The organism is Streptomyces caelestis (assembly GCF_001279005.1).
GTDB classification, from domain to species: Bacteria; Actinomycetota; Actinomycetes; order Streptomycetales; family Streptomycetaceae; genus Streptomyces; species Streptomyces heliomycini.
Window position 1 is genome coordinate 50,437 of sequence record NZ_LGCN01000002.1, and the last position, 21,502, is coordinate 71,938.

A 21,502-nucleotide genomic window follows, 5' to 3' on the forward strand; every position below is an offset into this window, starting at 1 on the left:
TGAATGAGTTCACCGGGGGCTGGTGCGGAATTTCCCCGGCGCTCATCGCCCGCCCCGGGCGGGTCAGGGCGGACCGGAGCCGTTCAGCCAGAAGGCCCCGTACACCGCCGAGGCCGCCGCGACCGCCCCCACGACCAGCGCGGACCTGGGCGTACGCAGCCGGGCCAGGGCCAGGGCGAGGGGCAGCAGCAGGGGGAAGGCGGGCAGCAGCAGCCGCGGTTTCGAGCCGAAGTAGCTCGACGCGCCCAGGGCGAGCACGGTGACGACCCCGGCGTACACCAGCAGGGGGAGCGGCTGGCGCTGCCGCACGCAGACGGCGTACAGCCACACCACGAGGCCGACGCCGACGACCAGTGCGAGACCCGCCGGGGCGGACGGGAGCGACGTGAACGTGCCGGCGACGAAGCGGGCGAAGGCGTACCCCCCGTCGAAGCCGTTCCGCCACCCGGCCTGCACGTCGAGATAGCCCAGGGGCCCGCCGCCGGTCCGGTGGCCGACCCACAGGACGTAACCGGCGGCTCCGAGGGGCGCGAGGAACGCGCCGAGCACCCGGCGCAGGCGCACGCCGGGGGCGTCCGCCGAGTGCGGAGCGCCCTTCGGAGCCCGGACGCGCCGGGCGATCACGGGAGTACCGGCGCGTTCCCCGGACCGTGCGCCGCCCTCGAGCGCCGTGCTGCGATCCCGCACGAAAGAAGCGCGGTCCCGGGAGGAGGAGCGGCCGCGCGCGAGGACGTGTCCGCGCGCGCGTGCGCGCAGGAACGGGGCGGCGCCCCCCGCCCACACCGCCGCGACCACCGCCAGCCCCACCGGACGGGTCAGCCCCGCCAGGCCCGCCAGGACGCCCGCCGTCACCCAGCGCCCCGTCAGCACGGCGTACAGCGACCACGCGGCGAGCGCGGTGAACAGGGACTCGCTGTACGCCATCGACTGAACGATCCCGACCGGCAGCACCGCCCACAGCAGCACCGCGCACACCCCGGCCCGGCGCCCGTACACGTGGTCGGCCACCGCGAAGATCCCCCAGGCCGCCGCGAGCGAGGCGACCAGGCTCACCACGAAGCCCCCGTCGGCGTACGACAGCGGGGACACCGCCGCCACCAGCCGCTCCAGCCAGGGGAGCAGCGGGAAGAACGCCAGGTCGGAGTGCACGTCACCGCTGGGCAGCCGTACCTCGTGGCCGTACCCGGACCCGGCGACCCCCGCGTACCAGAGCGAGTCCCAGCGGGCGGTCAGCAGGGTGTACGCGTCCTTGCCGCGCGCCCCGCTCCACAGGGCCAGCACGACCAGGCCCAGGGCACGCACGGCGGCGTACCCGAGGAGCGCCGGCGCGGCCCGGCGCAGTGCTCCGGGGCGGGTCGGGACGACGCGCACGTCGAGATCGTTCACGCGCCCGATTATCGACCCGGCGCGGAACCGGCCCGTCCGGCGGGCGGGCGACCCCGACGAAGGGAGTGGTGTACGCCACACCGATCTGCCGGAGCAGTGAGAGGTCCGCCACTGGACCCCGGCTCCCACTCGCGTACTCTGACGTGTCACTCGCCGTTCGCTGCGCGGGCCGGGGACCACCGCTCCTCTCCGGCCGAGTCACGGGGGAGTCCCCGACCCCGTGAGCCCGCCGATCGCGAGGGAACATCTGGGAGGTACGTACATGTCCGGGACGACCACGGCCGCCGTCGCGCTGCGCCGTCGGGCGGCCGGGGCCGGTGCCAACCGCTGGGTGGTGCTCGTCGTCCTCTGCGTCAGCCTGCTGCTGGTCGCCGTCGACGCCACCGTGCTGCACGTCGCGGTCCCCGCCGTCACCGAGGACCTCCGGCCCGGCGCGATGGAGCTGCTCTGGATCGTCGACGCCTACCCCTTGGTCTGCGCCTCGCTGCTCATCCTCTTCGGCACCCTCGGCGACCGGGTCGGCCGCAGACGCGTCCTGCTGCTCGGCTACGCCCTGTTCGGCGTCGCCTCCGGCGCGGCGGCCCTGGCGGACAACGCCCAGGTGCTGATCGTGGCGCGGGCGCTGCTCGGTGTCGGCGGCGCGATGATCATGCCGGCGACGCTGTCGATCCTGCGCCAGGTCTTCCCGGACCGGCGCGAACGGGCCCTGGCCATCGGCGTCTGGAGCGCGGTCGCCGCCGTGGGCGCGGCGGTCGGCCCGCTGCTCGGCGGCTTCCTGCTGGAGCACTTCTGGTGGGGTTCGGTGTTCCTGGTCAACATCCCGCTGATGCTGGTCAGCCTCCCGGTCGGGCGGCTCCTGCTGCCCGAGTCGAAGGGCGACGACAACGGCCCCTGGGACGTGGCCGGCGCGCTGACGGCCGCCGCCGGACTGTTCGCGGTGGTCCTCGGCGTGAAGCGGCTCGGCGGCGGCGCCTTCGGTGTGTGGACCGTGCTGCCGCTGCTCGTGGGCGCCGGACTGCTGACCGTCTTCGTGCGCCGGCAGCGGCGCCGCGCGCATCCGCTGGTCGACCTGCGGATGTTCGCCCGGCCGGCGTTCAGCACGTCGGTGGGCTGCATCGTGCTGGCGATGCTCGCCCTGGTGGGCCTGGAGCTGATCGCGGCCCAGTACCTCCAGCTCGTGCTCGGGCTCTCCCCGCTGGAGACCGGGCTGCGCCTGCTGCCGCTGACGATCGCGGCGATGGCGGCGGGTCTGGCGGGCGCGCGGATGCTGCGCCGCTTCGGCCCGCGCCGCATGGTCTGCTCCGGCTTCTGCCTGACGGCCGCCGCGGTGGTGGTCCTGACCGCGATGGGCGGACAGGACGACTGGCCGCTGCTGCTGACCGGTTTCGTGCTGCTCGGCTTCGGTCTGGAGACCACCCTGTTCGGGGCCTACGAGTCGATGCTCAGCGAGGCGCCGCCGGACCGGGCCGGCGGGGCGGCCGCGATCGGCGAGACCTCCTACCAGCTGGGCGCCGGCATGGGCATCGCGCTCCTCGGCAGCGTGATGAACGCGGCCTACGCGCCCGGCCTCACCGGCATACCCGGGGTGCCCGCGGCGGCGTCCTCGGCGGCCTCGCACTCGCTGGGGGAGGCCTACGAGGTGGCCGACCGGCTCGGCGGACCCGCCGGGGCCGCCCTGCGCCACGCGGCGCGCCACTCCTTCGTGCACGGACTGCACGTGACCCTGCTGGTGAGCGCGGGTCTGCTGCTGCTCGGTGCGGCGATGGCGCTGCGCCTGCCGCGGGCGATGCAGTGCGAGCCGCCGGCCGTGGAGGTGCCCGCGCCGCGGGAGGCCGCGGAGCGCCGGGTCTCCGAGCTGAAGGTGTGATCCGTACCCCGTCCCGGCCGGGTGGACGTGCGGGAGGCCGCGTCGTAACGTCGCCCCGAGCCGTGACCAGCAGCGCTGGTTGATGTCCCGGACCAGCCCCGGAGGGTGCCCCATGTCCGCGTCCGTGAAGCCGCCCCCCTTCGACCCCGCCGACCCCCTCGGCCTCGACGACCTGCTGGAGCCGGAGGACCTGGCCGTCCGGGACACCGTGCGCACCTGGGCCGCCGACCGCGTGCTCCCGTACGTCGCCGACTGGTACGAGAAGGGCGAGCTGCCCGGCATCCGGGAGCTGGCCCGGGAGCTCGGCGGGATCGGCGCGCTCGGCATGTCCCTGGACGGCTACGGCTGCGCGGGCGCGAGCGCCGTCCAGTACGGACTCGCCTGTCTGGAGCTGGAGGCGGCCGACTCCGGGATCCGGTCGCTGGTCTCCGTGCAGGGGTCCCTCGCGATGTACGCCGTCCACCGCTTCGGCAGCGAGGAGCAGAAGCGGCGGTGGCTGCCGCGGATGGCGTCCGGCGAGGTCATCGGCTGCTTCGGGCTCACCGAACCCGACGTCGGCTCCGACCCCGCCTCGATGCGCACGCACGCCAGGAAGGACGGCGCCGACTGGGTGCTCAACGGGCGCAAGATGTGGATCACCAACGGGTCCGTGGCCGGTGTCGCCGTGGTGTGGGCGCGGACCGACGACGGGATCCGCGGCTTCGTGGTGCCCACCGACAGCGCCGGGTTCTCGGCGCCCGAGATCAAGCACAAGTGGTCGCTGCGCGCCTCCGTCACCAGCGAGCTGGTCCTCGACGACGTACGGCTGCCCGCCGACGCCGTGCTGCCCGGGGCGACCGGCCTGAAGGGCCCGCTCAGCTGTCTGTCGCACGCCCGGTACGGGATCGTCTGGGGTGCGATGGGCGCCGCGCGGAGCTGCTTCGAGGCGGCGGTCGACTACGCGAGGACGCGGGAGCAGTTCGGGCGGCCGCTCGGCGGGTTCCAGCTGACCCAGGCCAAGCTCGCCGACATGGCGGTCGAACTGCACAAGGGGATTCTGCTCGCCCACCACCTGGGGCGGCGCATGGACGCCGGCCGCCTGCGTCCCGAGCAGGTCAGCTTCGGCAAGCTCAACAACGTCCGCGAGGCCATCGACATCTGCCGCACGGCGCGGACGGTCCTCGGCGCCAACGGGATCTCGCTCGAGTACCCGGTGATGCGGCACGCGACCAACCTGGAATCGGTGCTCACCTACGAGGGCACCGTCGAGATGCACCAGCTCGTGCTGGGCAAGGCGCTCACCGGGCTCGACGCCTTCCGGTGAGCCTCCGGGGAGGCAGGGCCGGTGCGCGGCCCTGCCTCAGCTCTGGTTGAAGAAGCCGTCCGAACGGTGCGCGGCAGGCTCGCCGCTGACGACCTCGGTGTCGGCCGGGCTGAGCAGGAACACCCGGTTGGACACCCGCTCGATGGAACCGCGCAGGCCGAAGATCAGGCCCGCGGCGAAGTCGACGACGCGCTTGGCGTCACCGGCGTCCATGGCCGTGAGGTTCATGATGACGGGAACGCCCTCGCGGAACAGCTCGCCGATGGCGCGGGCGTCCCGGAAGCCGTCCGGGGTGACCGTGCCGATCCGGCGCCCCCTCTCCTCGGCGACGTCCGCGGCCACCTTGACCCGCGGATCGGTGACCCAGGCCTCGCCGGGCTCGGTCCCGTCGGAGTAGTCGTCGTCGTAGTAACGCTCGTCTTCGTTGTCGTCGACGAGGCCAAGCCAGGCACTCGCCTTGCGTACCGATCCCATGGACGCCTCCTCTCACAGCGGTCTTTCTTGTCTTTCCGCATCCCTATGGTCGTCCATGATGCGGAGGTCGCGCCAAGTGGATAGACGCCGCGCGGGGGGTTTGTGACGGTACTGGTGCACAGCTCGTCCGTCGAGAGTCCGGGTTTCCCAAGGGTCTTGGTGTAAACGGCTGCTGACTGTGAGTGAAATATGATTCTTCCCGGCGTACGGGTGAGGACGGGTGCGTACGGGTGAACGCCCGGGTCGATACGATGCCGCCGCTCGACGTCGCACAACCGCACGGGGGAATGTCGTGTTCGGAATGGTCAGGCCGTGTCGGCACCGGCTCGGGGAGAAGCTCACCGCCCAGTGGACGGCCCACTTGTGCGGGCTGTGCCTCGCGTTGCGCGGGGACCACGGGCAGCTCGCGCGGATCGTCACCAACTACGACGGGCTCCTCATATCCGTCCTGACGGAGGCTCAGGCGGAACGCCCGGCCGCGGGGCGGCGCACCGCGGGGCCGTGCCCGCTGCGCGGCATGCGCACCGCGTCCGTCGCGCACGGGGAGGGTGCGCGGCTCGCGGCGGCCGTCTCCCTCGTCCTCGCCTCCGCCAAGGTGCGCGACCATGTCGCCGACGGCGACGGGGTGCTGGCGCGCGGACCGGTCGCGCTCGCCGCGCGCCGGGTCGCGGCGAGCTGGGACCGGGCGGGGGCGCGGAGCGGTTCGGCCGTCGGGTTCGACACCGCCGTCCTCGTCGACGCGGTGGACCGGCAGACCGGCATCGAGGCCCTCGCCGGGCCCGGCACCCCGATCCTCGCCGTCACCGAGCCGACCGAGACCGCGACGGCCGCGGCCTTCGCGCACACCGCGGTGCTGGCCGGCCGGCCGCGCAACGCCGTACCGCTCGCGGAGGCCGGACGCCTCTTCGGGCGTCTCGCGCATCTCCTGGACGCCGTGGAGGACCGGGATGCCGACGCCGCCTCGGGCGCCTGGAACCCGCTCGCCGCCACCGGGACCCCGCTCGAGGAGGCCCGCCGGCTCGCCGACGACGCGGTGCACGGCATCCGGCTCGCCCTGCGCGAGGTGGAGTTCGAGGACGGCGGTCTCGCGCACCGGCTGCTCGTCCATGAGTTGCCCAACTCCGTCCATCGTGCCTTCGGTACGGTCTCCTGTGCCCACGGAACCGGCCCTTACGCGCCGCCCGGCATTCCCGGTGGCCCGCTGCCCCCCGGGCCGCCGCGCCGCGACCGGCGCGGGCTGCTGGCCGGCTGCGCCGTGTGGCTGGGGCTCGCCTGCACCTGCCAACTGTGCTGCGGCACCTACGAGGACCCCTGGACCCGCGAGTCCAGGCAGGGGCCCTGCACCAACTGCGACTGCAGCGGGTGCGGCGACTGCTGCAACTGCTGTGAGTGCTGCAACTGCTGCGGTGAGGACGGCTGCTGCAGCGGGTGCGACTGCGGCTGCGACTGCTGACGGACCGGTTATCCGGAGGGGCGAATTCCGGACACCGTGCGGTTGTTCGACCGGTCGTGAGGCGGGTGTGACCACTGGTAACGCAGTCTCGCACCCGGACCAAATCTCCTAGACGGTTCAAAGGTCGACGTCCAAAAGGCACCCTTGCGCCGAACGGTCGGTCGGCCGAATACTCGCCCACAGCGCTTGTCAGGAGCACGGCGTGTTCGGAATCCGGGCACCCGGCTCCCTGGCTGCGCCTCACCGGGCCCACAACCCCACGAGGGCCCCCTACTTCCTTTGTGGAGGAACGAGAAGTGAGGATCAAGCGCACCACCCCCCGCAGCGGCATCTCGAGACGGACTCGGCTGATCGCCGTATCCACCGGCCTCGTGGCCGCCGCCGCGATCGCGGTCCCCAGCGCGAACGCGTCCGACACCCCCACCACCTTCAGCTCCGCCGAGCTCAAGAGCGTCAGCGGCTCGGTGCTGAAGGCCGACGTCCCGGGCACCGCCTGGGCCGTCGACAGCAAGACCAACCGGGTGCTCCTGACCGTCGACAGCACCGTCTCCCAGGCCGAGATCAACAAGATCAAGCGGCAGGCCGGGGACGAAGCCGGTGCGATCACCGTCAAGCGCACCCCGGGCAAGATCAGCAAGCTCATCCAGGGCGGCGACGCCATCTACGCGAGCAGCTGGCGCTGCTCCCTCGGCTTCAACGTCCAGGACAGCAGCGGCACCCAGTACTTCCTGACCGCCGGTCACTGCACCGACGGCGCGGGCACCTGGTACTCCAACTCCGCGCGCACCACGGCCATCGGCTCGACGGCCGGGTCCAGCTTCCCGGGCAACGACTACGGCATCGTCCGGTACACCGGGTCCGTCAGCCGGCCCGGCACCGCGAACGGCGTGGACATCACCCGCGCGGCCACCCCGAGCGTGGGCACCACCGTCATCCGTGACGGCTCCACCACCGGCACCCACAGCGGCCGGGTCACCGCCCTGAACGCCACCGTCAACTACGGCGGCGGCGACATCGTCTCCGGTCTCATCCAGACCACGGTCTGCGCCGAGCCCGGCGACTCCGGCGGCGCGCTCTACGGCAGCAACGGCACCGCGTACGGTCTGACCTCCGGCGGCAGCGGCAACTGCTCCTCCGGCGGCACGACCTTCTTCCAGCCGGTGACGGAGGCCCTGAGCGCCTACGGCGTCAGCGTCTACTAGGCCGGCCCGCCGGGACCGGCCGGCGCCACCGGTCCCCTCGCAGCCGGCAGCACGACGAGCCCCCGCACGCGACAGCCGTGCGGGGGCTCGCCCTTGTCCGGGACGTGCGGACCGACCGCGTCGAGGCCCGAGGACGTCTCCCCGCCCGACACCGTGAAGCGGTCCGCGGCGCGCCGGGCCGAGGCGGACCGCGGACGCGTCCGACACCCCGCGCCACCGGCCCCGGGACCGGTGCGGGAGCAACGTCCGCCCGCCGCGCCGCTCCTGGGGCAGGGCCATGGAGGGGCGAATTCAAGCCAAGGTCGGCTTCCGCGCATCCCGCCGCCGGTTACTCACCCGTAGCGTTTGCAGTCCGAACCGCCCTGCGTGTCCATGGCCTGTCAGGACATAGGGGGCGTGAGGTCGTTGCCGTACGCGCGTCCTGAAGTCGACCTTGTGTGCCCCCTGTCGGGTTCGGAAGAGTGGGCGCCGTTCGACCGGCGCGGACGTGGCTTCTTTCGTGTTCTGCCCCCGCAGCCGTACACCTTCCGGTCCGGAGAGGCCCCCACGACCTTCCGGACCGTCCCCCCACAGGAGGACGTGAGTTGAAGCACCGACGCATACCCGGGCGACGTGCGGTCGTGGCGGGTGCGGGCATCGCCGCGCTGGCCGCCGGCGCGGTCACCTTCCAGACTGCGAACGCCAGCGAGGTTCCGGCGGACTTCGCGCCCCGGCCCCTCTCGGTCGGAGCGGCCGGAAAGCTCGCCTCGACGCTCACCCAGGACCTGGGCGCCGACGCGGCGGGAACGTACTACGACGCGAAGAGCGAGTCCCTCGTGGTGAACGTGCTCGACGAGGCCGCGGCCGAGACCGTCGAGTCGGCCGGCGCCAGGGCGAGAGTCGTGGCGAACTCCCTCGCCGAGCTGAAGAGCGCGCGCACCACCCTCGAACAGGACGCCACCGTCCCGGGCACCGCCTGGGTGACCGACCCGACCACCAACAAGATCGTCGTCACCGCGGACCGCACGGTCTCCGAGGCCGAGTGGGCCAAGCTGGCGGAGGTCGTCGACTCGCTGGGCGCCAAGGCCGAACTGCGGCGTACCAAGGGAGAGTACAAGCCCTTCGTGGCGGGCGGCGACGCCATCACCGGAGACGGCGGACGCTGCTCGCTCGGCTTCAACGTGACCAAGGGCGGCGAGCCGCACTTCCTCACCGCCGGGCACTGCACCGAGGGGATCTCCACCTGGTCGGACTCCTCGGGCACCGTGATCGGCGAGAACGCGGCGTCCAGCTTCCCGGGTGACGACTACGGCCTGGTCAAGTACACCGCCGACGTCGCCCACCCGAGCGAGGTGAACCTCTACGACGGCTCCACGCAGGCGATCTCCGGCACCATCGAGGCCACCGTCGGCATGCGGGTCACCCGCAGCGGCTCCACGACCCAGGTGCACTCCGGCACGGTCACCGGTCTGGACGCCACCGTGAACTACGGCAACGGCGACATCGTCCACGGCCTGATCCAGACCACGGTCTGCGCCGAGCCCGGCGACAGCGGCGGCTCGCTCTTCTCGGGCGGCAGCGCGGTCGGCCTCACCTCCGGCGGCAGCGGCGACTGCACCTCGGGCGGTACGACCTTCTTCCAGCCGGTGACGGAGGCTCTCGCGGCGACCGGCGCCCGGATCGGCTGACCTCCGCCCCCCTGCGACGGCCCGTCCCTCCGCACGGAGGGGCGGGCCGGTCTCAGTTGGCCCACGGCGGCACCACGCGTGTGCCGTCGGCCAGGGTCGCCTCCAGGCCGCGGGACGTGGTGACCCAGGAGACGGCGACCTCGGTGGCCGGGTTCTCGACGGCGAGGGTCGCGCCGGGGTTGATGATCACCGTGTCGCCGGCGGTGACACGGTGAGTGGTGCCCTCGAGGGTGATCAGCAGTTCGCCGGAGAGCAGATGGAAGATCTCCTCCCGGTTGACGGTGTGCGCGGGCGCCCTGGTGCCGGCGGGAATCTCACCCCGCCAGGCGCACAGCTCCCTGCTGCCGGTCGGTGAAGATGGGGTGCCGGTGCTTCGCAGCAACCGGAACAAGGCCCGGGTGAAGGTCGCCCGCGCTCACGCGCGAGTGGCCGACGCACGCCGCGAGTTCCACCACCAGCTCTCCACGAAGCTGATCCGCGAGAACCAAGCGGTCGCCCTGGAGGACTTGGCGGTGAAAGGGCTCGCGCGCACGCGCCTGGCCAAGTCCGTCCACGGCGCCGGATGGTCGGCGTTCGTCGGGATGCTGGAGTACAAGGCCGCCCGCTATGGGCGCACCTTCGTGAAGATCGGCCGCTTCGAGCCCACCAGTCAGGTGTGCTCCGTATGCGGCGTCAAGGACGGCCCTAAGCCGCTCAGCGTCCGCGTGTGGACGTGCGGGGCGTGCGGGACCGTCCTGGACCGGGACATCAACGCGGCGGTCAACGTCGCCAAGGCCGCTGGACTGGCGGTGACAGCCTGTGGAGCGCAGGTAAGACGGGCACCCGTGCCCGCACCGCGCGGCGAAGCAGGAACCCACCCGAAGCGACCCACACCGCTGGTGTGGGAGCAGGCGGGAATCCCGGGCCTTCAGGTCCGGGAGGATGTCAACGCAGCCAATACCTGACCGGGCCGAGCGTGCGCAACGTCCTGCTCCAGGACCTCTGCCCGCTCGACCTGTCCGAGCACCTGGCGATCGGGCTGTTCGACCGGGTCGCCTTCCACGAGGTGGCCAACGCCCTCGACCCGGCCCGCGCCACGCCCACGACCTGCGCCTCCGCGTTCAGCTGACACGTGTCCACACGGGCGCGCGCGGCGGGGCCCCGTCCGGCCTGAGCCGCCGGACGGGGCCCCGGGTCACCTTCAGCGGCCGTGCCGCCCGGTCGCCGTGCGCCGTCGCGCGGAGGCGAACAGCGCCGCCGAGCCGAGCGCCAGCGCCGCGGCGCCGCCGATCATCAGGTACGGGGTGGTGCCGTCTCCGCCGGTCTCCGCGAGGTTCCGCGACGATCCCGCTGCCTTCGGCCGGTTGGCGGTGGCGCCGTCGTCGGCGGTCTCCGAGGCGGTGTCGCCGTCCGCCGCGGCCGGCTCCGCCGAGGTGTGGGGGTCGTCGTCGCCGTGCCCGTGGTTCTCGACGGTCGACCTGCCGGCGCCCGCCTCGATCTGCTCCTCGGACGGGGCGGAGGCGGCCGGGGCCGGGGCGGCGGCCTCCTTCGGGGTCCCGCCCGAGCCGGCGGCGGCCTCGCCGCTGCCCGCCTTGCCCCCACCCGCCTGGGATCCGCCGCCGAAGACGACGTCGGAGCAGGAGTAGAACGCCTCCGGGCTGTCCGACCGCTGCCAGACCGCGTACAGCAGCTGCCTGCCGGAGCGCTCGGGGAGGGTGCCGGCGAAGGTGTAGAACCCGCCCGAGGCGGCCGGGTCGGTGACGGTCGCCACCGGGTTCGCCAGGTCCAGGTCGTCCCAGGCCAGCGGCTGCGACGGGTCGTAGCCGGGCTTGGTGATGTACACCGTGAAAGTCCCCTTGTGCGGGGCGGTCACGCGGTACTCGAAGGTGTGCGAGCCGCTGCTCACGCTCGTCGCCGGCCAGTCGGCGCGGGCCAGGTCGAGCCCCTTGAACGCCTCGTTGCCGGCGCTGCACAGCTCGCCGTCGGGGATGAGCTCCCGGTGGCGTCCGCCGGCGTCGCCGATGCGGATGCCGTTCCAGTCGTACAGCGCCTGGGTGCCGCCGGCCGCGACCGCCGCCCCGCACGCCGCCGACTTCGGGCTCTCCGGGCCCTCGGCGTAGCACTGCGAGACCCGGCTGACCGGGTCGCCCATCGAACCGTGCGCGGACGCCGGCGCGGCGGACAGCCCGGTCAGGGCGAGCGGAACGAGGCCGACGGCGGTGGCGACAGCGGCCTTGCGGCGTGCGGGCATGGGGCAGCAACTCCTCGACAGCGATCACTGGATCGGGGTGGGGGGTGGTGAATCCCGTGGGGGTGGCTCAGAAACTAGCCCCCCGAACCAGCGGAATCGCCTGTCGAAGGCCGCGGAGGGAGATCCTTATGGCCGCGTTAAGGGAGTGCTCAGGCTGGGATCAGGTAGGCGCCCGCCGGATCGGGCGGGTGCCGGGACGGTCAGCCGTCGGGCCACCAGGTGCGGGCGATGTCCTCGCGGACCTCGGGTCGTCCCGCGGGGCGCTCGTCGGCCTCCTCACGGATCCGGCGGGTGTCCGTCCTCCTCGGGGGCTTCTGCACGGTGACACGGCGCATGGCTGCCTCCTTCGGGGTCCACCGGGTTCCGTGTTCTCACGGAGGCGGACCTTTCGGGGGAGAGTTCCTCATCGGTCCCGTTCTGTCTGTGGCCGCTGTCACGAATCGATTGTCAGTGGGGGGTGTCACTCTGGGGCCATGACGATCCACGGCGGTGACGGGGCGGGTACCGACGGTGTCGACTGGGACGCGGAGGCCGCCGCGTTCGACGAGGATCCGGACCATGGGCTGCGCGATCCGGAGGTGCGCGCGGCCTGGGCGGCGCGGCTGCGGGCCTGGCTGCCGGGGCGGCCCGGTGCCGTCCTCGACCTCGGCTGCGGCACCGGCAGCCTGTCCCTCCTCGCGGCCGGGCGGGGGCACCGGGTGACCGGCGTCGACCGTTTTTCGGCGATGGTGGCGCTCGCCCGGGAGAAGCTCGCCGGGCGTGACGCCGTGTTCCTCGTCGGCGACGCGACGGCGCCACCGGTCGGCGAGGAGCGCTACGACGCCGTCCTGGTCCGGCACGTGCTGTGGACGCTGCCCGAACCGGACCGGGCGCTGCGGCGCTGGCGGGACCCGCTGCGGCCCGGAGGACGGCTGGTGCTGGTCGAGGGGGTGTGGGGGACGGTGAGCCCGGTCGGCATACCCGCCGGCCGGCTCGCCGCCCTCCTGGCCCCGCTCGGCGGGCGGGTGGGCGTGGAGCGGCTGTCCCCGGACACGGCGCTGTGGGGCCGGGACGTGGACGACGAGCGGTACGCGGTGGTCGCGGTCCCGGACTGATCCGGCGCCCTCAGGCGAGCAGCGCGCCGAACCCGCCCTCGCGGGCCCGGGCGTCCAGCTCGTCGAGGGCGGCCACCGCGGCGGCCGCCGCCTCGGGATCCGTGGTGAGCAGACCGCTCGCCGCGAACTCGTCCTCGTCTAGCCGCCGTACGTCCGTGCCGTCCGCGGAGACCCATAGGTCCAGGTCGAGGTCCTCGACGACCAGCCGGCCGCCGGAGAACTCGGCCGGCCGGGTGATGTCGCAGTAGTGGCCCTTGAGGGTGCCGTCGGCGGCGCGGACCTCCTTCACCGAGTACCACCGGTCGCGCCAGTAGTGCTCCGTGAACACGTCACCGGGTTCGAAGCGGACGAAACCGAAGTCGCGCACGCCGTCACCCGCCCAGGGGGCGCGCACGGTGGCGCGGGTGCCGTCGTCGGCGAGCAGTTCGGCCGGGTAGCGGATCTTCATCCGTCCCGCCTTGACGAGCACGACCTCCACCCGCGTCGGCCCGTCAGCCGAGTGCGCGGACATACCGCACCTCCGTTCCGCAGATCTCGTACCCGAACCACTTGTTGATCGCGATCATCGGCCCGTTCCCGGTGTCGTTGCCCGTGAACGCCTCCGTGTACCCGGCCGCGCGGGCGCGATGCAGGGAGTCGTTCTTCGCGAGCTTGGCCAGGCCCCGGCCGCGGTGGGCGCGGGCGGTGCCGGTCATGGCCGTGGCGTACCGGGTGCCGCCGTCCGTGCGGGCCGCGGAGAAGGCGGCGGGGCGGCCGTCGACCAGCGCCACCGTGGTCAGCCCGGGACTGAACAGGGGGTGCCGCCAGGTCTCCTCCAGCCAGGCCTCGTAGTCCGTGAACGCGTAGTCCACGTCACTGGGCTCGTCCGCCGTCGTCTCCGCGTCCAGTGCGAACAGCGGGCGCGGGTCACCGGCGAAGTCCGAACCCGGGCGCAGTTCCACGCCCGGCGGCGGGTCCTGCAGCGGGGGGAGGGCGCCGTTCGCCAGGTCCAGGCGGAGGAAGTGGGCGGAGCGGCTCGCACGGTAGCCGTGCGCCTCGGCGAAGGCGCGGTTGCCCGGCTCGTCCAGCACCCAGGCGAACAGCCTGGTCGCCCCGTGCGCGGCCAGGTGCTCCTCGGCGGCGCGCACCAGCAGCGTCCCGGCGCCCCGGCGGGTGTGCCCGGGGTGCACGTACACGTTGACGTTGCCCTGGCCGGGCTCGGAGCTCTCGTGGGTCAGGTGCACCTGCGCCGTGCCGATCACCTCGCCGTCGGCCACGGCGACCAGGGGCCGGTAGTGGGCGTCGGGGTGCAGGTGGCCCAGGTCGTGGGCCAGGGACTCCGGGGTGACGAGGAAGAACGGCAGCGCGGCGTGCCGGACACGGGCGAAGCCCTCGAGGTCGGCGCGGGCGTCGGGAAGAAGATCGCGAACGGTGACGGTCATGGAGGCGCACGCTACGGGGGGCGGGTTCGGGGCGCCTCTCATTTTCCGCCGGGGTGCGCGACAATCGGGCCGTGACCTTGAAGATCCGGATCGATGACGGCGCGCCCCCGTACGAGCAGGTACGGGCGCAGATCTCCGAGCAGGCGCGGTCGGGAGCGCTGCCCGTGGGGTACAGACTGCCGACGGTGCGGGGGCTGGCCGAGACGCTCGGGCTCGCCGCGAACACGGTGGCCAAGGCGTACCGGGCGCTGGAGGCGGACGGGGTGATCGAGACGCGGGGGCGCAACGGGACGCTGATCGCCGCGGCGGGGGCGGCGGCGGAGCGGGAGCTGGCGTCCGCGGCGCAGGATTTCGCCGCCAGGGCGCGGCGGCTCGGCGGCTCGGAGGAGGCGGCGCTGGCTGCCGTGCGGGACGCACTGCGTGCGGCTTACGGGGCGTGAGCGCCGTCGCGGCGGGGTTTGATCTCAGTTGCGGGTCCGTTGCGGCCGGTCGCGCAGTTCCCCGCGCCCCTGAGGGGTGCGGGTGAGCGTCGGCCGTGTCGCTTGCCCCTCGTCGGTCCTCGTACCGATCCCCGGCGTCCCGGCGAACAGGGGTCGTACGGCCGTCGAAGCACCTACAGGTACAGGCCCGCGTCCGCGTCCCCGCGGGGTTCCGGGAGGGACGTGGGGGAGGTGCCCCGGCGCAGGGCGTACAGCTCGGCCAGGGTCGCGCCCTCGCGGCCGACGCCCTCCTCGGAGCCCAGCCAGTCCGCCGCCTCCGCGCGGGTCAGCCGGCCCACCTCGATCCGGGCGAGGCAGCGGCCGGGGCGGACCACGGCCGGGTGCAGGCGCTCCAGGTCCTCGTTGGTGGTGACGCCCACCAGGACGTTGCGGCCCTGGCCGAGCAGACCGTCCGTCAGGTTCAGCAGCCGGGACAGCGCCTGCCCGGCGGTGTGCTTGGCCTCGCCCCGGATCAGCTCGTCGCAGTCCTCCAGGAGCAGCAGCCGCCAGCGGCCCTTGCCCGTCGCGTCCTCCTCGCCGATCGCGATGTCCATCAGATAGCCGACGTCACCGAAGAGCCGCTCGGGGTCCAGCACGCAGTCCACCTGGCACCAGTCCCGCCAGGACCGGGCCAGCGTGCGCAGCGCGGAGGTCTTGCCGGTGCCCGGCGGGCCGTGCAGCAGGAGCAGCCGGCCCGAGATGTCCTCGGGGGTGGTCTTCATCAGGCGGTCCATCGCGTCCGCCACCGGCGCCGTGTAGTTGGGCCGGATCTCCTCCCAGGTGCCCGCCGAGATCTGCCGGGTGGTGCGGTGCGGGCCGCGCCGCGGGGAGACGTACCAGAAGCCCATGGTGACGTTCTCCGGCTGCGGTTCGGGCTCGTCCGCCGCGCCGTCGGTGGCCTCGCCCAGGATCCTCGCGGCGAGGTCGGCGCTGGTCGCGGTGACCGTGACGTCGGCCCCCCGGTTCCAGCGGGAGACCAGCAGCGTCCAGCCCTCGCCCTCGGCCAGGGTGGCGCTGCGGTCGTCGTCCCTGGCGATCCGCAGCACCCGCGCGTTCGCGGGCAGCAGGGTCGCGCCGGAGCGTACGCGGTCGATGTTGACGGCGTGCGAGTACGGCTGCTCGCCCGTCGCGAAGCGGCCGAGGAACAGCGCGTCGACGACGTCGGACGGGGAGTCGCTGTCGTCGACGTTGAGCCGGATCGGCAGTGCGTCGTGCGGTTGCGCGGACATGCCGCCATGATCGGTCACACGGGCGCCGCGCGCACCCGGTTTCCGGGTGCACGCGCACGGTCGCCACGCCTCAGTCCGTCGGCCGGCGGATCAGCCCCCGTGCCCGCCGGGTCCGGCGCACCACCGCGTACCCCTTGGTCAGCGCGCGGTCCCGGGCGAAGGCGCGCGCGACGCCCCGCCCCTCCACCAGCCGTTCGAACGCGGCGGTGTCCGTCGACCGTCGCACCGTCACGCGCCGCAGGGCGTACGGGCCCTGGGCGCGGCGGGCGAGACCGTTGCCGACGGCGAGCGCCTGGGCGTACCCCGTCTCGCGCACCGCCCGGCGCACCCGGCGGCTGGAGTAGCCGTAGGGATACGCGAACGAGGCGGGCACGCGGCCCAGCTGGTCCGAGACGATCTCCTTGCACAGGATCAGCTCGGAGCGCAGCCGGCGGTCGTCGAGCCGGTCGAGCTGCGGGTGGCTGTGGCTGTGCCCGCCGATCTCGACGCCGGCGCCGGCCAGTTCGCGCACCTGGTCCCAGCCGAGCATGGTGTCCGGGCCGCCGCCGGTGTCGTACGGGCCCCGCAGCCAGCCGGTGGAGACGAACAGGGTGGCCGGGAAGCCGTGTTCGGCGAGCACGGGCAGCGCGTGCCGGTGCACGCCCTCGTACCCGTCGTCGAACGTCACGAGGACCGGCCGGGCGGGCAGCGGGCGGCCCGAACGCCAGCGCGCGGCCAGTTCGGCCGTGGTGACGGGGGTGAGGCCCCGGTCCGCGAGCACCGCCATCTGCTCGGCGAACGCCCCCGGGGACACGGACAGGGCGCGGGTCGCCTCGCCGGGATCGTCCGCGACCGCGTGGTACATGAGGATCGGCACGCGTACGTCAGTCACGGCCGGCCTCCGCGACGACCGCCACGGAGAACGTGACCCCGCCCCGCCGGGCCCGCACGCTCCCCACCAGGTAGCCGCCGGCCGCCGTCAGCACCCCGGCCACGATCGCCCCCGCGCGCCCCGCCCCGCCCGGACGGGCCAGCAGGGCGTCGCGCAGTCCCCGCGCCACCCCGGCCGGCAGCACGCGCGTGGTGTACCGGCGTTCGGACTCGAGCCCCTTCTTCGCCCCCACGCTGCGGGCCACCAGCGCCTTGGACAGCCCCTCGGCGTAGGTCCGCGTACGGAAGTAGCGGAAGTGTTCGCGGACTTCGGGCACCCGGTGGTGGATCACCGCGCGGTCGTCGATCAGCAGGACCGCGTCGGGGCGGGCGCGGCCGAGGCGGATGCACAGTTCCGTCTCCTCGCCGCCCAGCGGGCGCTCGTCCCCGTCGCGTCCGATGCCGGTGGCGAAGCCGCCCGCCGCGTCGAAGGCCTCGCGCCGGAAGGAGGCGTTGCCGCCGAGCACGTTGCGCACCCGCACCCGCCCGCGCGGCAGGCCCCGGTAGGCGCAGCCCACCACCCAGTCGAACTCCTCGGGGAACCAGGCGGGCCGCCGGCCCGACGCCCAGGCGGGCTCGGTGCGCCCGCCGACCGCCATCACGCGCGGATCGTCGTACGCCTCGGCGAAGTGCTTCAGCCAGTCGCGCTCGGCCACCGCGTCGTCGTCGAGGAAGGCGACGACCTCCCCGCGCGAGGCGGCGATCCCGGTGTTGCGGCCGGCGGACAGGCCGCGGGGGCCCGTGTTGGCGAGCACCCGCACGTCGTCGGCCTCCTCGTACTCCTTGCCCAGGCGCTCCAGGAGATCCCGGTTGTGGTCGACGACCAGCAGGGTCTCCAGGGCCGGCCGTGACTGCGCCCGCACCGAGGCGACCGCCGCGAGGACGTCCTCCCAGCGGTCCTCGGTGTAGGCGCAGATCACGACCGAGACGCCCGGGGTGCCGGGATCGCTCAAGAGACCTTCCCCCGGACCGTGGCGAGCAGCGGCGAGGGGCGCGGACGCCGGCGCAGCGCACGCCGGTTGGAACGCTCCCCGAGGATCACTCTCAGCACGCGCAGCCCGTCGCGCACGGCCCGCAGATTGCTCGTGCCGTGGATGCGCAGGTACTCGTGGCTGGGGATCTCCTGCACCCTGAGGCCGGCCTTGACGACCCGGATGTTCATCAGGGTCTCGACCTCGAAGCCGGTGCAGTCGAGGTCGATCTCGTCCAGGCAGTGCCGCCAGAAGGCGTTGTAGCCGTAGCAGAGGTCGGTGTACCGGGCGCCGAACTTGCGGTTGACGACGGCGCACAGCACCCGGTTGCCCAGCATGCGGATGAACGTCATGTCGTCGGTGCCGCCGCCGTTGGCGAAGCGGGACCCCTTGGCGAAGTCCGCGCCGGAGACCAGCGCGGAGACGTAGCTGACGATCTCGTTGCCGTCCGCCGAGCCGTCCGCGTCGACCATCACGATGATGTCGCCGGTGCAGGCCTCGAAGCCGGAGCGCAGCGCGTCCCCCTTGCCCGTGCCGCTCTGGCCGACGACCTTGACGCCGGGCCGCAGTCCGCGGGCCACCTCGACGGTGTCGTCGGTGGAGTTGCCGTCGACCAGGACCACTTCGTGGATCCAGTCGGGAAGCGTCTTGAAGACGTACGGCAGGTTCTCCGCCTCGTTCATGGCCGGTATCACCACGCTCACCGGCGGCGCGATGGCCAGGTGGGAGGAGACGGGCCGGTACGTGCGGGCGGTCGGCGGATCCTGGTCCTCGGTCGCCGACCGCAGAACGGAACTCATGAGTCTGGTCCCTCTCGTCCGGCGGACCGCCCGCCCCTCGGGCGGCCCGGCTGTTCGTCCGGTTCGAAAGGGGGGTTCTCACCCCACGACACGACGCACGGAGCCGACGCGCACGTCAGGTGAGCTGGCAGAACTGGTCGGCCGCGAAAACGGCGGCCGGCCGCGCGGCACGGCCCGGTCACCGCCTGCGGCCACCGGGCACGGCACCCCCCTACCGCGCCCCGCGCCGGTTCGTCGCGGTCCTGAGCCCTCCCCTGGAGCCGCTTGCCGACGGACCGGTGCGAGTGAGATGTGTGACGGTATTGACGATTAAAACCGAATGGCAGGATCTGGAACGGCCGATCACGCTTTCGCCGGTTCGGCCGTTCCGTACCTCTCTTGCCCGGATGTGTGGATCCGCATGGCCGACTTTGCCCCCCGAAGTGTCGGATGCCGGGCTTCAATGTGGCGCACCCCGTAAGGGCCGTCAAGGCCCGAAAGTCCCTGCGGCCAGATTTCGTCCAGGATTGAACGGCAACAGTTTTGGCATGAACACTTCCGGTCAACACGCGTAGTTGGTACGACGGTTGCGGCAGAGATCCTGCTCAAGGGAGGTTCCATGAGACGTTCCCGAATCGTCCTCTTCCTCGGCTCGCTCCTCCTCGCCGTCACCACCGCCCTGACCGGGGCCGCGACGGCGCAGGCGTCCCCACAGGCCGCCGCGGGCGGCTATGTGGCCCTCGGCGACTCCTACGCCTCCGGTGTCGGAGCCGGCAGCTACATCTCCGGCAGCGGCGACTGCAAGCGCAGCACGAAGGCCCACCCCTACCTCTGGGCGGCCGCCAACTCCCCCTCGTCCTTCGACTTCAAGGCCTGCTCCGGCGCCCGAACGGGTGATGTCCTCTCCGGTCAGCTCGGCACGCTCTCCACCTCGACCGGCCTGGTCTCGATCAGCGTCGGCGGCAACGACGCCGGCTTCGCCGACGTCATGACGACCTGTGTGCTCCAGTCCGACAGCACCTGCCTCTCGCGGATCGCCACCGCGAAGGCGTACGTCGACTCGACGCTGCCCGGCAAGCTCGACGGCGTCTACTCGGCGATCCGCGACCGGGCCCCCAACGCCCGCGTCGTGGTGCTCGGCTACCCCCGCTTCTACGAGCTCGGCACCTCCTGCATCGGTCTCTCCGAGACCAAGCGGAAGGCGGTCAACGACGCCGCCGACCACCTCGACAACGCCATCGCCCGGCGCGCCGGCGCCCACGGCTTCACCTTCGGCGACGTACGCGCCACCTTCACCGGCCACGAGATCTGCTCCGGCAGCTCCTGGCTGCACAGCGTGGACTGGCTCAACATCGGCAACTCGTACCACCCGACGGCCGCCGGACAGTCCGGCGGCTATCTGCCGGTGCTCGACGCGGTGGCCTGACCCTCAGGACCCGTCGTCCGAACCGGAAGGAGAGGCGGAGGCCCCGTCCGGCGGGGTCTCCGTCTCGCACGTCACCGAGAACGGCACCGTCCCGGAGGCCGTCCGCACCGGCTTTCGGACCTCCACGCCGATCTCGCTCCGATACGTCCCGGTCTCCGGGTACGTCGTCACGACCACCGTGTCGTGCCGCGTACGCCCGCCCCCCTCGGGGAACGACAGCGTCCGCCAGCCCGGATCGTCCACCGAGCCGTCCTCGGCCACCCAGCGGTAGGAGACCTCGGCCGGCAACCGCCCCACCGTGAACGTCGCCGTGAACGCGGGCGCCCGCTCGTGCGCCGGCGGACAGCCTCCGGAGTACTCCGTGTGCGCGCCGGTCACCGTCACCGACACCGTCTGCGGCGGGGGAGTGGACTTTCCTTTCTCCTCCTTCTCCTCCCCGCTCGCGGTGGGGGACGGCGTCGGACCGTCCGTCCTCGGCACACCGCCGTCGTCCCCGTCGTCACCGGTCCGCGCGGGCGAACTCGCCCGGTCCCCGGCCCCCTTGGCGTCGGGCTCGCCGCTCCCGCGGTCCAGCAGCGCGTACGTCAGCCCGGCCAGCGCCAGTGCCAGGACGACCGCACCCGCCACCAGGGCGATCGCGGCACGCCGGTCGCGCCCGGGCCGGCCGGCCGTGGTGGTCGCCGCTCCCGCGACCGGCGCCGGGGAAGCGGGCGCGTACGTCTTTGGCCGTGGCGGCGCGGCCACCGTCGGGGGGTACGGCGCCGAACGCGCCGTGTCCGCGCGGGGAGCGCCCCCCGCCCCGATCAGCCGCAGGTCCTGCTGCGCCCGCTCCGCCGACAGCCGCTCGGCCGGGTCCTTCCGCAACAGCCCCTCGACGACCGGGGCGAGCGGACCGGCCCGGCGCGGGGGCGGCAACTCCTCGTCGACGATCGCCCGCAGCGTGCCGAGCGGGGTGTCCCGGCGGAAGGGCGAGTGGCCCTCGACCGCCGCGTACAGCAGCACACCGAGCGACCACAGGTCCGACCCGGGCCCGGGCGTGCGCCCCAACGCCCGCTCCGGCGCGAGGAACTCGGGCGAACCGACGACCTCCCCGGTCATGGTCAGCGCGGAGCTGCCCTCGACCATGGCGATCCCGAAGTCGGTGAGCACGACCCGCCCGTCGTTCGCGATCAGCACGTTGGCCGGCTTCACGTCCCGGTGCAGCACCCCCGCCGCGTGCGCGGCCCGCAGTGCGCAGAGCACCTCCGCGCCGATGTGCGCGGCCCGCCGCGGCGACAGCGGCCCCTCCGCGTCCAGCACCTCGGCCAGCGACAGACCGCGCACCAGCTCCATGACGATCCACGGCCGTCCGTCCTCGGCGGCCACGTCGTACACCGTCACCACATTGCGGTCGGCGATCCGCGCCGCCGCCCACGCCTCCCGCTCCAGCCGGGCGTACATCCGCTCCACGTCGGACGCCGGCAGCCCGGCCGGGGCGCGCACCTCCTTGACGGCGACCTCGCGGTGCAGCACCTCGTCGCGGGCCCGCCACACGGTGCCCATGCCGCCCTCGCCCAGCGGCGACAGCAGCCGGTACCGGCCCGCGACCACCCGTTCACCGCCCGGTTCTCCG

The 21,502-nt window shown here is 73.4% G+C and carries 20 protein-coding genes and 2 pseudogenes; 10 read left to right on the plus strand and 12 right to left on the minus strand.

Translation table 11 applies throughout. From position 1 onward, the window contains the following. Positions 1-63: 63 nt before the first annotated feature. Positions 64-1,386 carry a glycosyltransferase family 39 protein gene (locus ADK41_RS01700; RefSeq protein ID WP_030825626.1) on the minus strand — a complete coding sequence of 441 codons (1,323 nt, stop codon included), beginning with the start codon at positions 1,384-1,386 and terminating at the stop codon, positions 64-66. Positions 1,387-1,648: 262 nt separating this feature from the next. Between ADK41_RS01700 and ADK41_RS01705 the strand changes: the two genes are divergently transcribed. Beyond that, on the plus strand, positions 1,649-3,253 hold the full coding sequence (locus tag ADK41_RS01705; protein ID WP_030825630.1) for an MFS transporter: 1,605 nt from the start codon (positions 1,649-1,651) through the stop codon (positions 3,251-3,253). Positions 3,254-3,365: 112 nt separating this feature from the next. Further along, positions 3,366-4,556: an acyl-CoA dehydrogenase family protein gene (locus tag ADK41_RS01710; RefSeq protein WP_030825633.1), complete on the plus strand. Its 1,191-nt coding sequence runs from the start codon at positions 3,366-3,368 to the stop codon at positions 4,554-4,556. A gap of 36 nt (positions 4,557-4,592) precedes the next feature. Here the strand turns inward: ADK41_RS01710 and ADK41_RS01715 are convergent, their stop codons facing one another. Further along, entirely contained in the window at positions 4,593-5,030 is a 438-nt protein-coding gene (locus tag ADK41_RS01715; RefSeq protein WP_030825637.1) for a cell division protein SepF, read from the minus strand. A gap of 292 nt (positions 5,031-5,322) precedes the next feature. Between ADK41_RS01715 and ADK41_RS01720 the strand changes: the two genes are divergently transcribed. From ADK41_RS01720 to ADK41_RS01730, 3 genes are all read left to right on the plus strand, one after another. Then, positions 5,323-6,483, plus strand: a complete 1,161-nt coding sequence (locus tag ADK41_RS01720; protein WP_030825640.1) for a DUF5685 family protein — start codon at positions 5,323-5,325, stop codon at positions 6,481-6,483. Between the two features lie 296 nt (positions 6,484-6,779). Next, on the plus strand, positions 6,780-7,685 hold the full coding sequence (locus ADK41_RS01725; RefSeq protein ID WP_030825643.1) for a S1 family peptidase: 906 nt from the start codon (positions 6,780-6,782) through the stop codon (positions 7,683-7,685). 584 nt (positions 7,686-8,269) lie between these two features. Then, positions 8,270-9,352 (plus strand): S1 family peptidase, encoded by a 1,083-nt coding sequence (locus tag ADK41_RS01730; protein WP_051843141.1) that lies wholly within the window; start codon positions 8,270-8,272, stop codon positions 9,350-9,352. 52 nt (positions 9,353-9,404) lie between these two features. Here the strand turns inward: ADK41_RS01730 and ADK41_RS01735 are convergent, their stop codons facing one another. Next, positions 9,405-9,734: a cupin domain-containing protein gene (locus ADK41_RS01735; RefSeq protein WP_234318738.1), complete on the minus strand. Its 330-nt coding sequence runs from the start codon at positions 9,732-9,734 to the stop codon at positions 9,405-9,407. On the opposite strand from ADK41_RS01735, the pseudogene ADK41_RS01740 reads away from it, so the two are divergent. Together ADK41_RS01740 and ADK41_RS38615 are read left to right on the plus strand one after the other, a co-directional pair. Next, positions 9,733-10,296 (plus strand): annotated as a pseudogene (locus tag ADK41_RS01740) (RNA-guided endonuclease TnpB family protein); the annotation flags it as partial. The gene ADK41_RS01735 and the pseudogene ADK41_RS01740 overlap by 2 nt on opposite strands. Then, positions 10,281-10,460 (plus strand): annotated as a pseudogene (locus ADK41_RS38615) (lipase); the annotation flags it as partial. The pseudogenes ADK41_RS01740 and ADK41_RS38615, both read left to right, overlap by 16 nt. A 72-nt stretch (positions 10,461-10,532) precedes the next feature. Here ADK41_RS38615 and ADK41_RS01745 read toward each other — a convergent pair. Beyond that, positions 10,533-11,582 carry a lytic polysaccharide monooxygenase auxiliary activity family 9 protein gene (locus ADK41_RS01745; RefSeq protein WP_030825654.1) on the minus strand — a complete coding sequence of 350 codons (1,050 nt, stop codon included), beginning with the start codon at positions 11,580-11,582 and terminating at the stop codon, positions 10,533-10,535. Positions 11,583-11,782: 200 nt separating this feature from the next. Then, the gene (locus tag ADK41_RS43830) at positions 11,783-11,917 is read right to left on the minus strand and encodes a hypothetical protein (protein WP_106979451.1); all 135 of its coding nucleotides are present in this window, start codon (positions 11,915-11,917) and stop codon (positions 11,783-11,785) included. A gap of 138 nt (positions 11,918-12,055) precedes the next feature. Here ADK41_RS43830 and ADK41_RS01750 point away from each other — a divergent pair, with 138 nt between their 5' ends. Continuing rightward, entirely contained in the window at positions 12,056-12,676 is a 621-nt protein-coding gene (locus ADK41_RS01750; RefSeq protein ID WP_030825657.1) for a class I SAM-dependent methyltransferase, read from the plus strand. Between the two features lie 10 nt (positions 12,677-12,686). On the opposite strand, the gene ADK41_RS01755 is transcribed toward ADK41_RS01750, so the two are convergent. Both ADK41_RS01755 and ADK41_RS01760 read right to left on the minus strand, forming a co-directional pair. Continuing rightward, positions 12,687-13,187: a DUF402 domain-containing protein gene (locus ADK41_RS01755; protein ID WP_030825660.1), complete on the minus strand. Its 501-nt coding sequence runs from the start codon at positions 13,185-13,187 to the stop codon at positions 12,687-12,689. Further along, the gene (locus ADK41_RS01760) at positions 13,168-14,097 is read right to left on the minus strand and encodes a GNAT family N-acetyltransferase (protein WP_030825662.1); all 930 of its coding nucleotides are present in this window, start codon (positions 14,095-14,097) and stop codon (positions 13,168-13,170) included. Before ADK41_RS01760 ends, ADK41_RS01755 begins: the two co-directional genes overlap by 20 nt. A 71-nt stretch (positions 14,098-14,168) precedes the next feature. Here ADK41_RS01760 and ADK41_RS01765 point away from each other — a divergent pair, with 71 nt between their 5' ends. Then, complete coding sequence (locus tag ADK41_RS01765; protein WP_030825665.1) at positions 14,169-14,537, plus strand: GntR family transcriptional regulator; 369 nt, start codon at positions 14,169-14,171, stop codon at positions 14,535-14,537. A gap of 173 nt (positions 14,538-14,710) precedes the next feature. On the opposite strand, the gene ADK41_RS01770 is transcribed toward ADK41_RS01765, so the two are convergent. The 4 genes from ADK41_RS01770 to ADK41_RS01785 form a co-directional block, all read right to left on the minus strand. After that, positions 14,711-15,805, minus strand: coding sequence for a DUF5925 domain-containing protein (locus ADK41_RS01770; protein ID WP_030825668.1), 1,095 nt, complete (start codon positions 15,803-15,805; stop codon positions 14,711-14,713). Between the two features lie 70 nt (positions 15,806-15,875). Next, positions 15,876-16,676 (minus strand): polysaccharide deacetylase family protein, encoded by an 801-nt coding sequence (locus ADK41_RS01775; RefSeq protein WP_030825671.1) that lies wholly within the window; start codon positions 16,674-16,676, stop codon positions 15,876-15,878. Beyond that, the gene (locus ADK41_RS01780; protein WP_030825674.1) at positions 16,669-17,667 is read right to left on the minus strand and encodes a glycosyltransferase family 2 protein; all 999 of its coding nucleotides are present in this window, start codon (positions 17,665-17,667) and stop codon (positions 16,669-16,671) included. Before ADK41_RS01780 ends, ADK41_RS01775 begins: the two co-directional genes overlap by 8 nt. Then, entirely contained in the window at positions 17,664-18,485 is an 822-nt protein-coding gene (locus tag ADK41_RS01785) for a glycosyltransferase family 2 protein (RefSeq protein ID WP_030825677.1), read from the minus strand. Before ADK41_RS01785 ends, ADK41_RS01780 begins: the two co-directional genes overlap by 4 nt. Before the next feature lie 598 nt (positions 18,486-19,083). Between ADK41_RS01785 and ADK41_RS01790 the strand changes: the two genes are divergently transcribed. Continuing rightward, the gene (locus ADK41_RS01790) at positions 19,084-19,890 is read left to right on the plus strand and encodes an SGNH/GDSL hydrolase family protein (RefSeq protein ID WP_030825680.1); all 807 of its coding nucleotides are present in this window, start codon (positions 19,084-19,086) and stop codon (positions 19,888-19,890) included. 3 nt (positions 19,891-19,893) lie between these two features. Here the strand turns inward: ADK41_RS01790 and ADK41_RS01795 are convergent, their stop codons facing one another. Then, a complete protein-coding gene (locus ADK41_RS01795; RefSeq protein WP_030825683.1) occupies positions 19,894-21,480 on the minus strand; it encodes a serine/threonine-protein kinase in 1,587 nt (528 codons plus the stop codon). Positions 21,481-21,502: the final 22 nt, after the last annotated feature.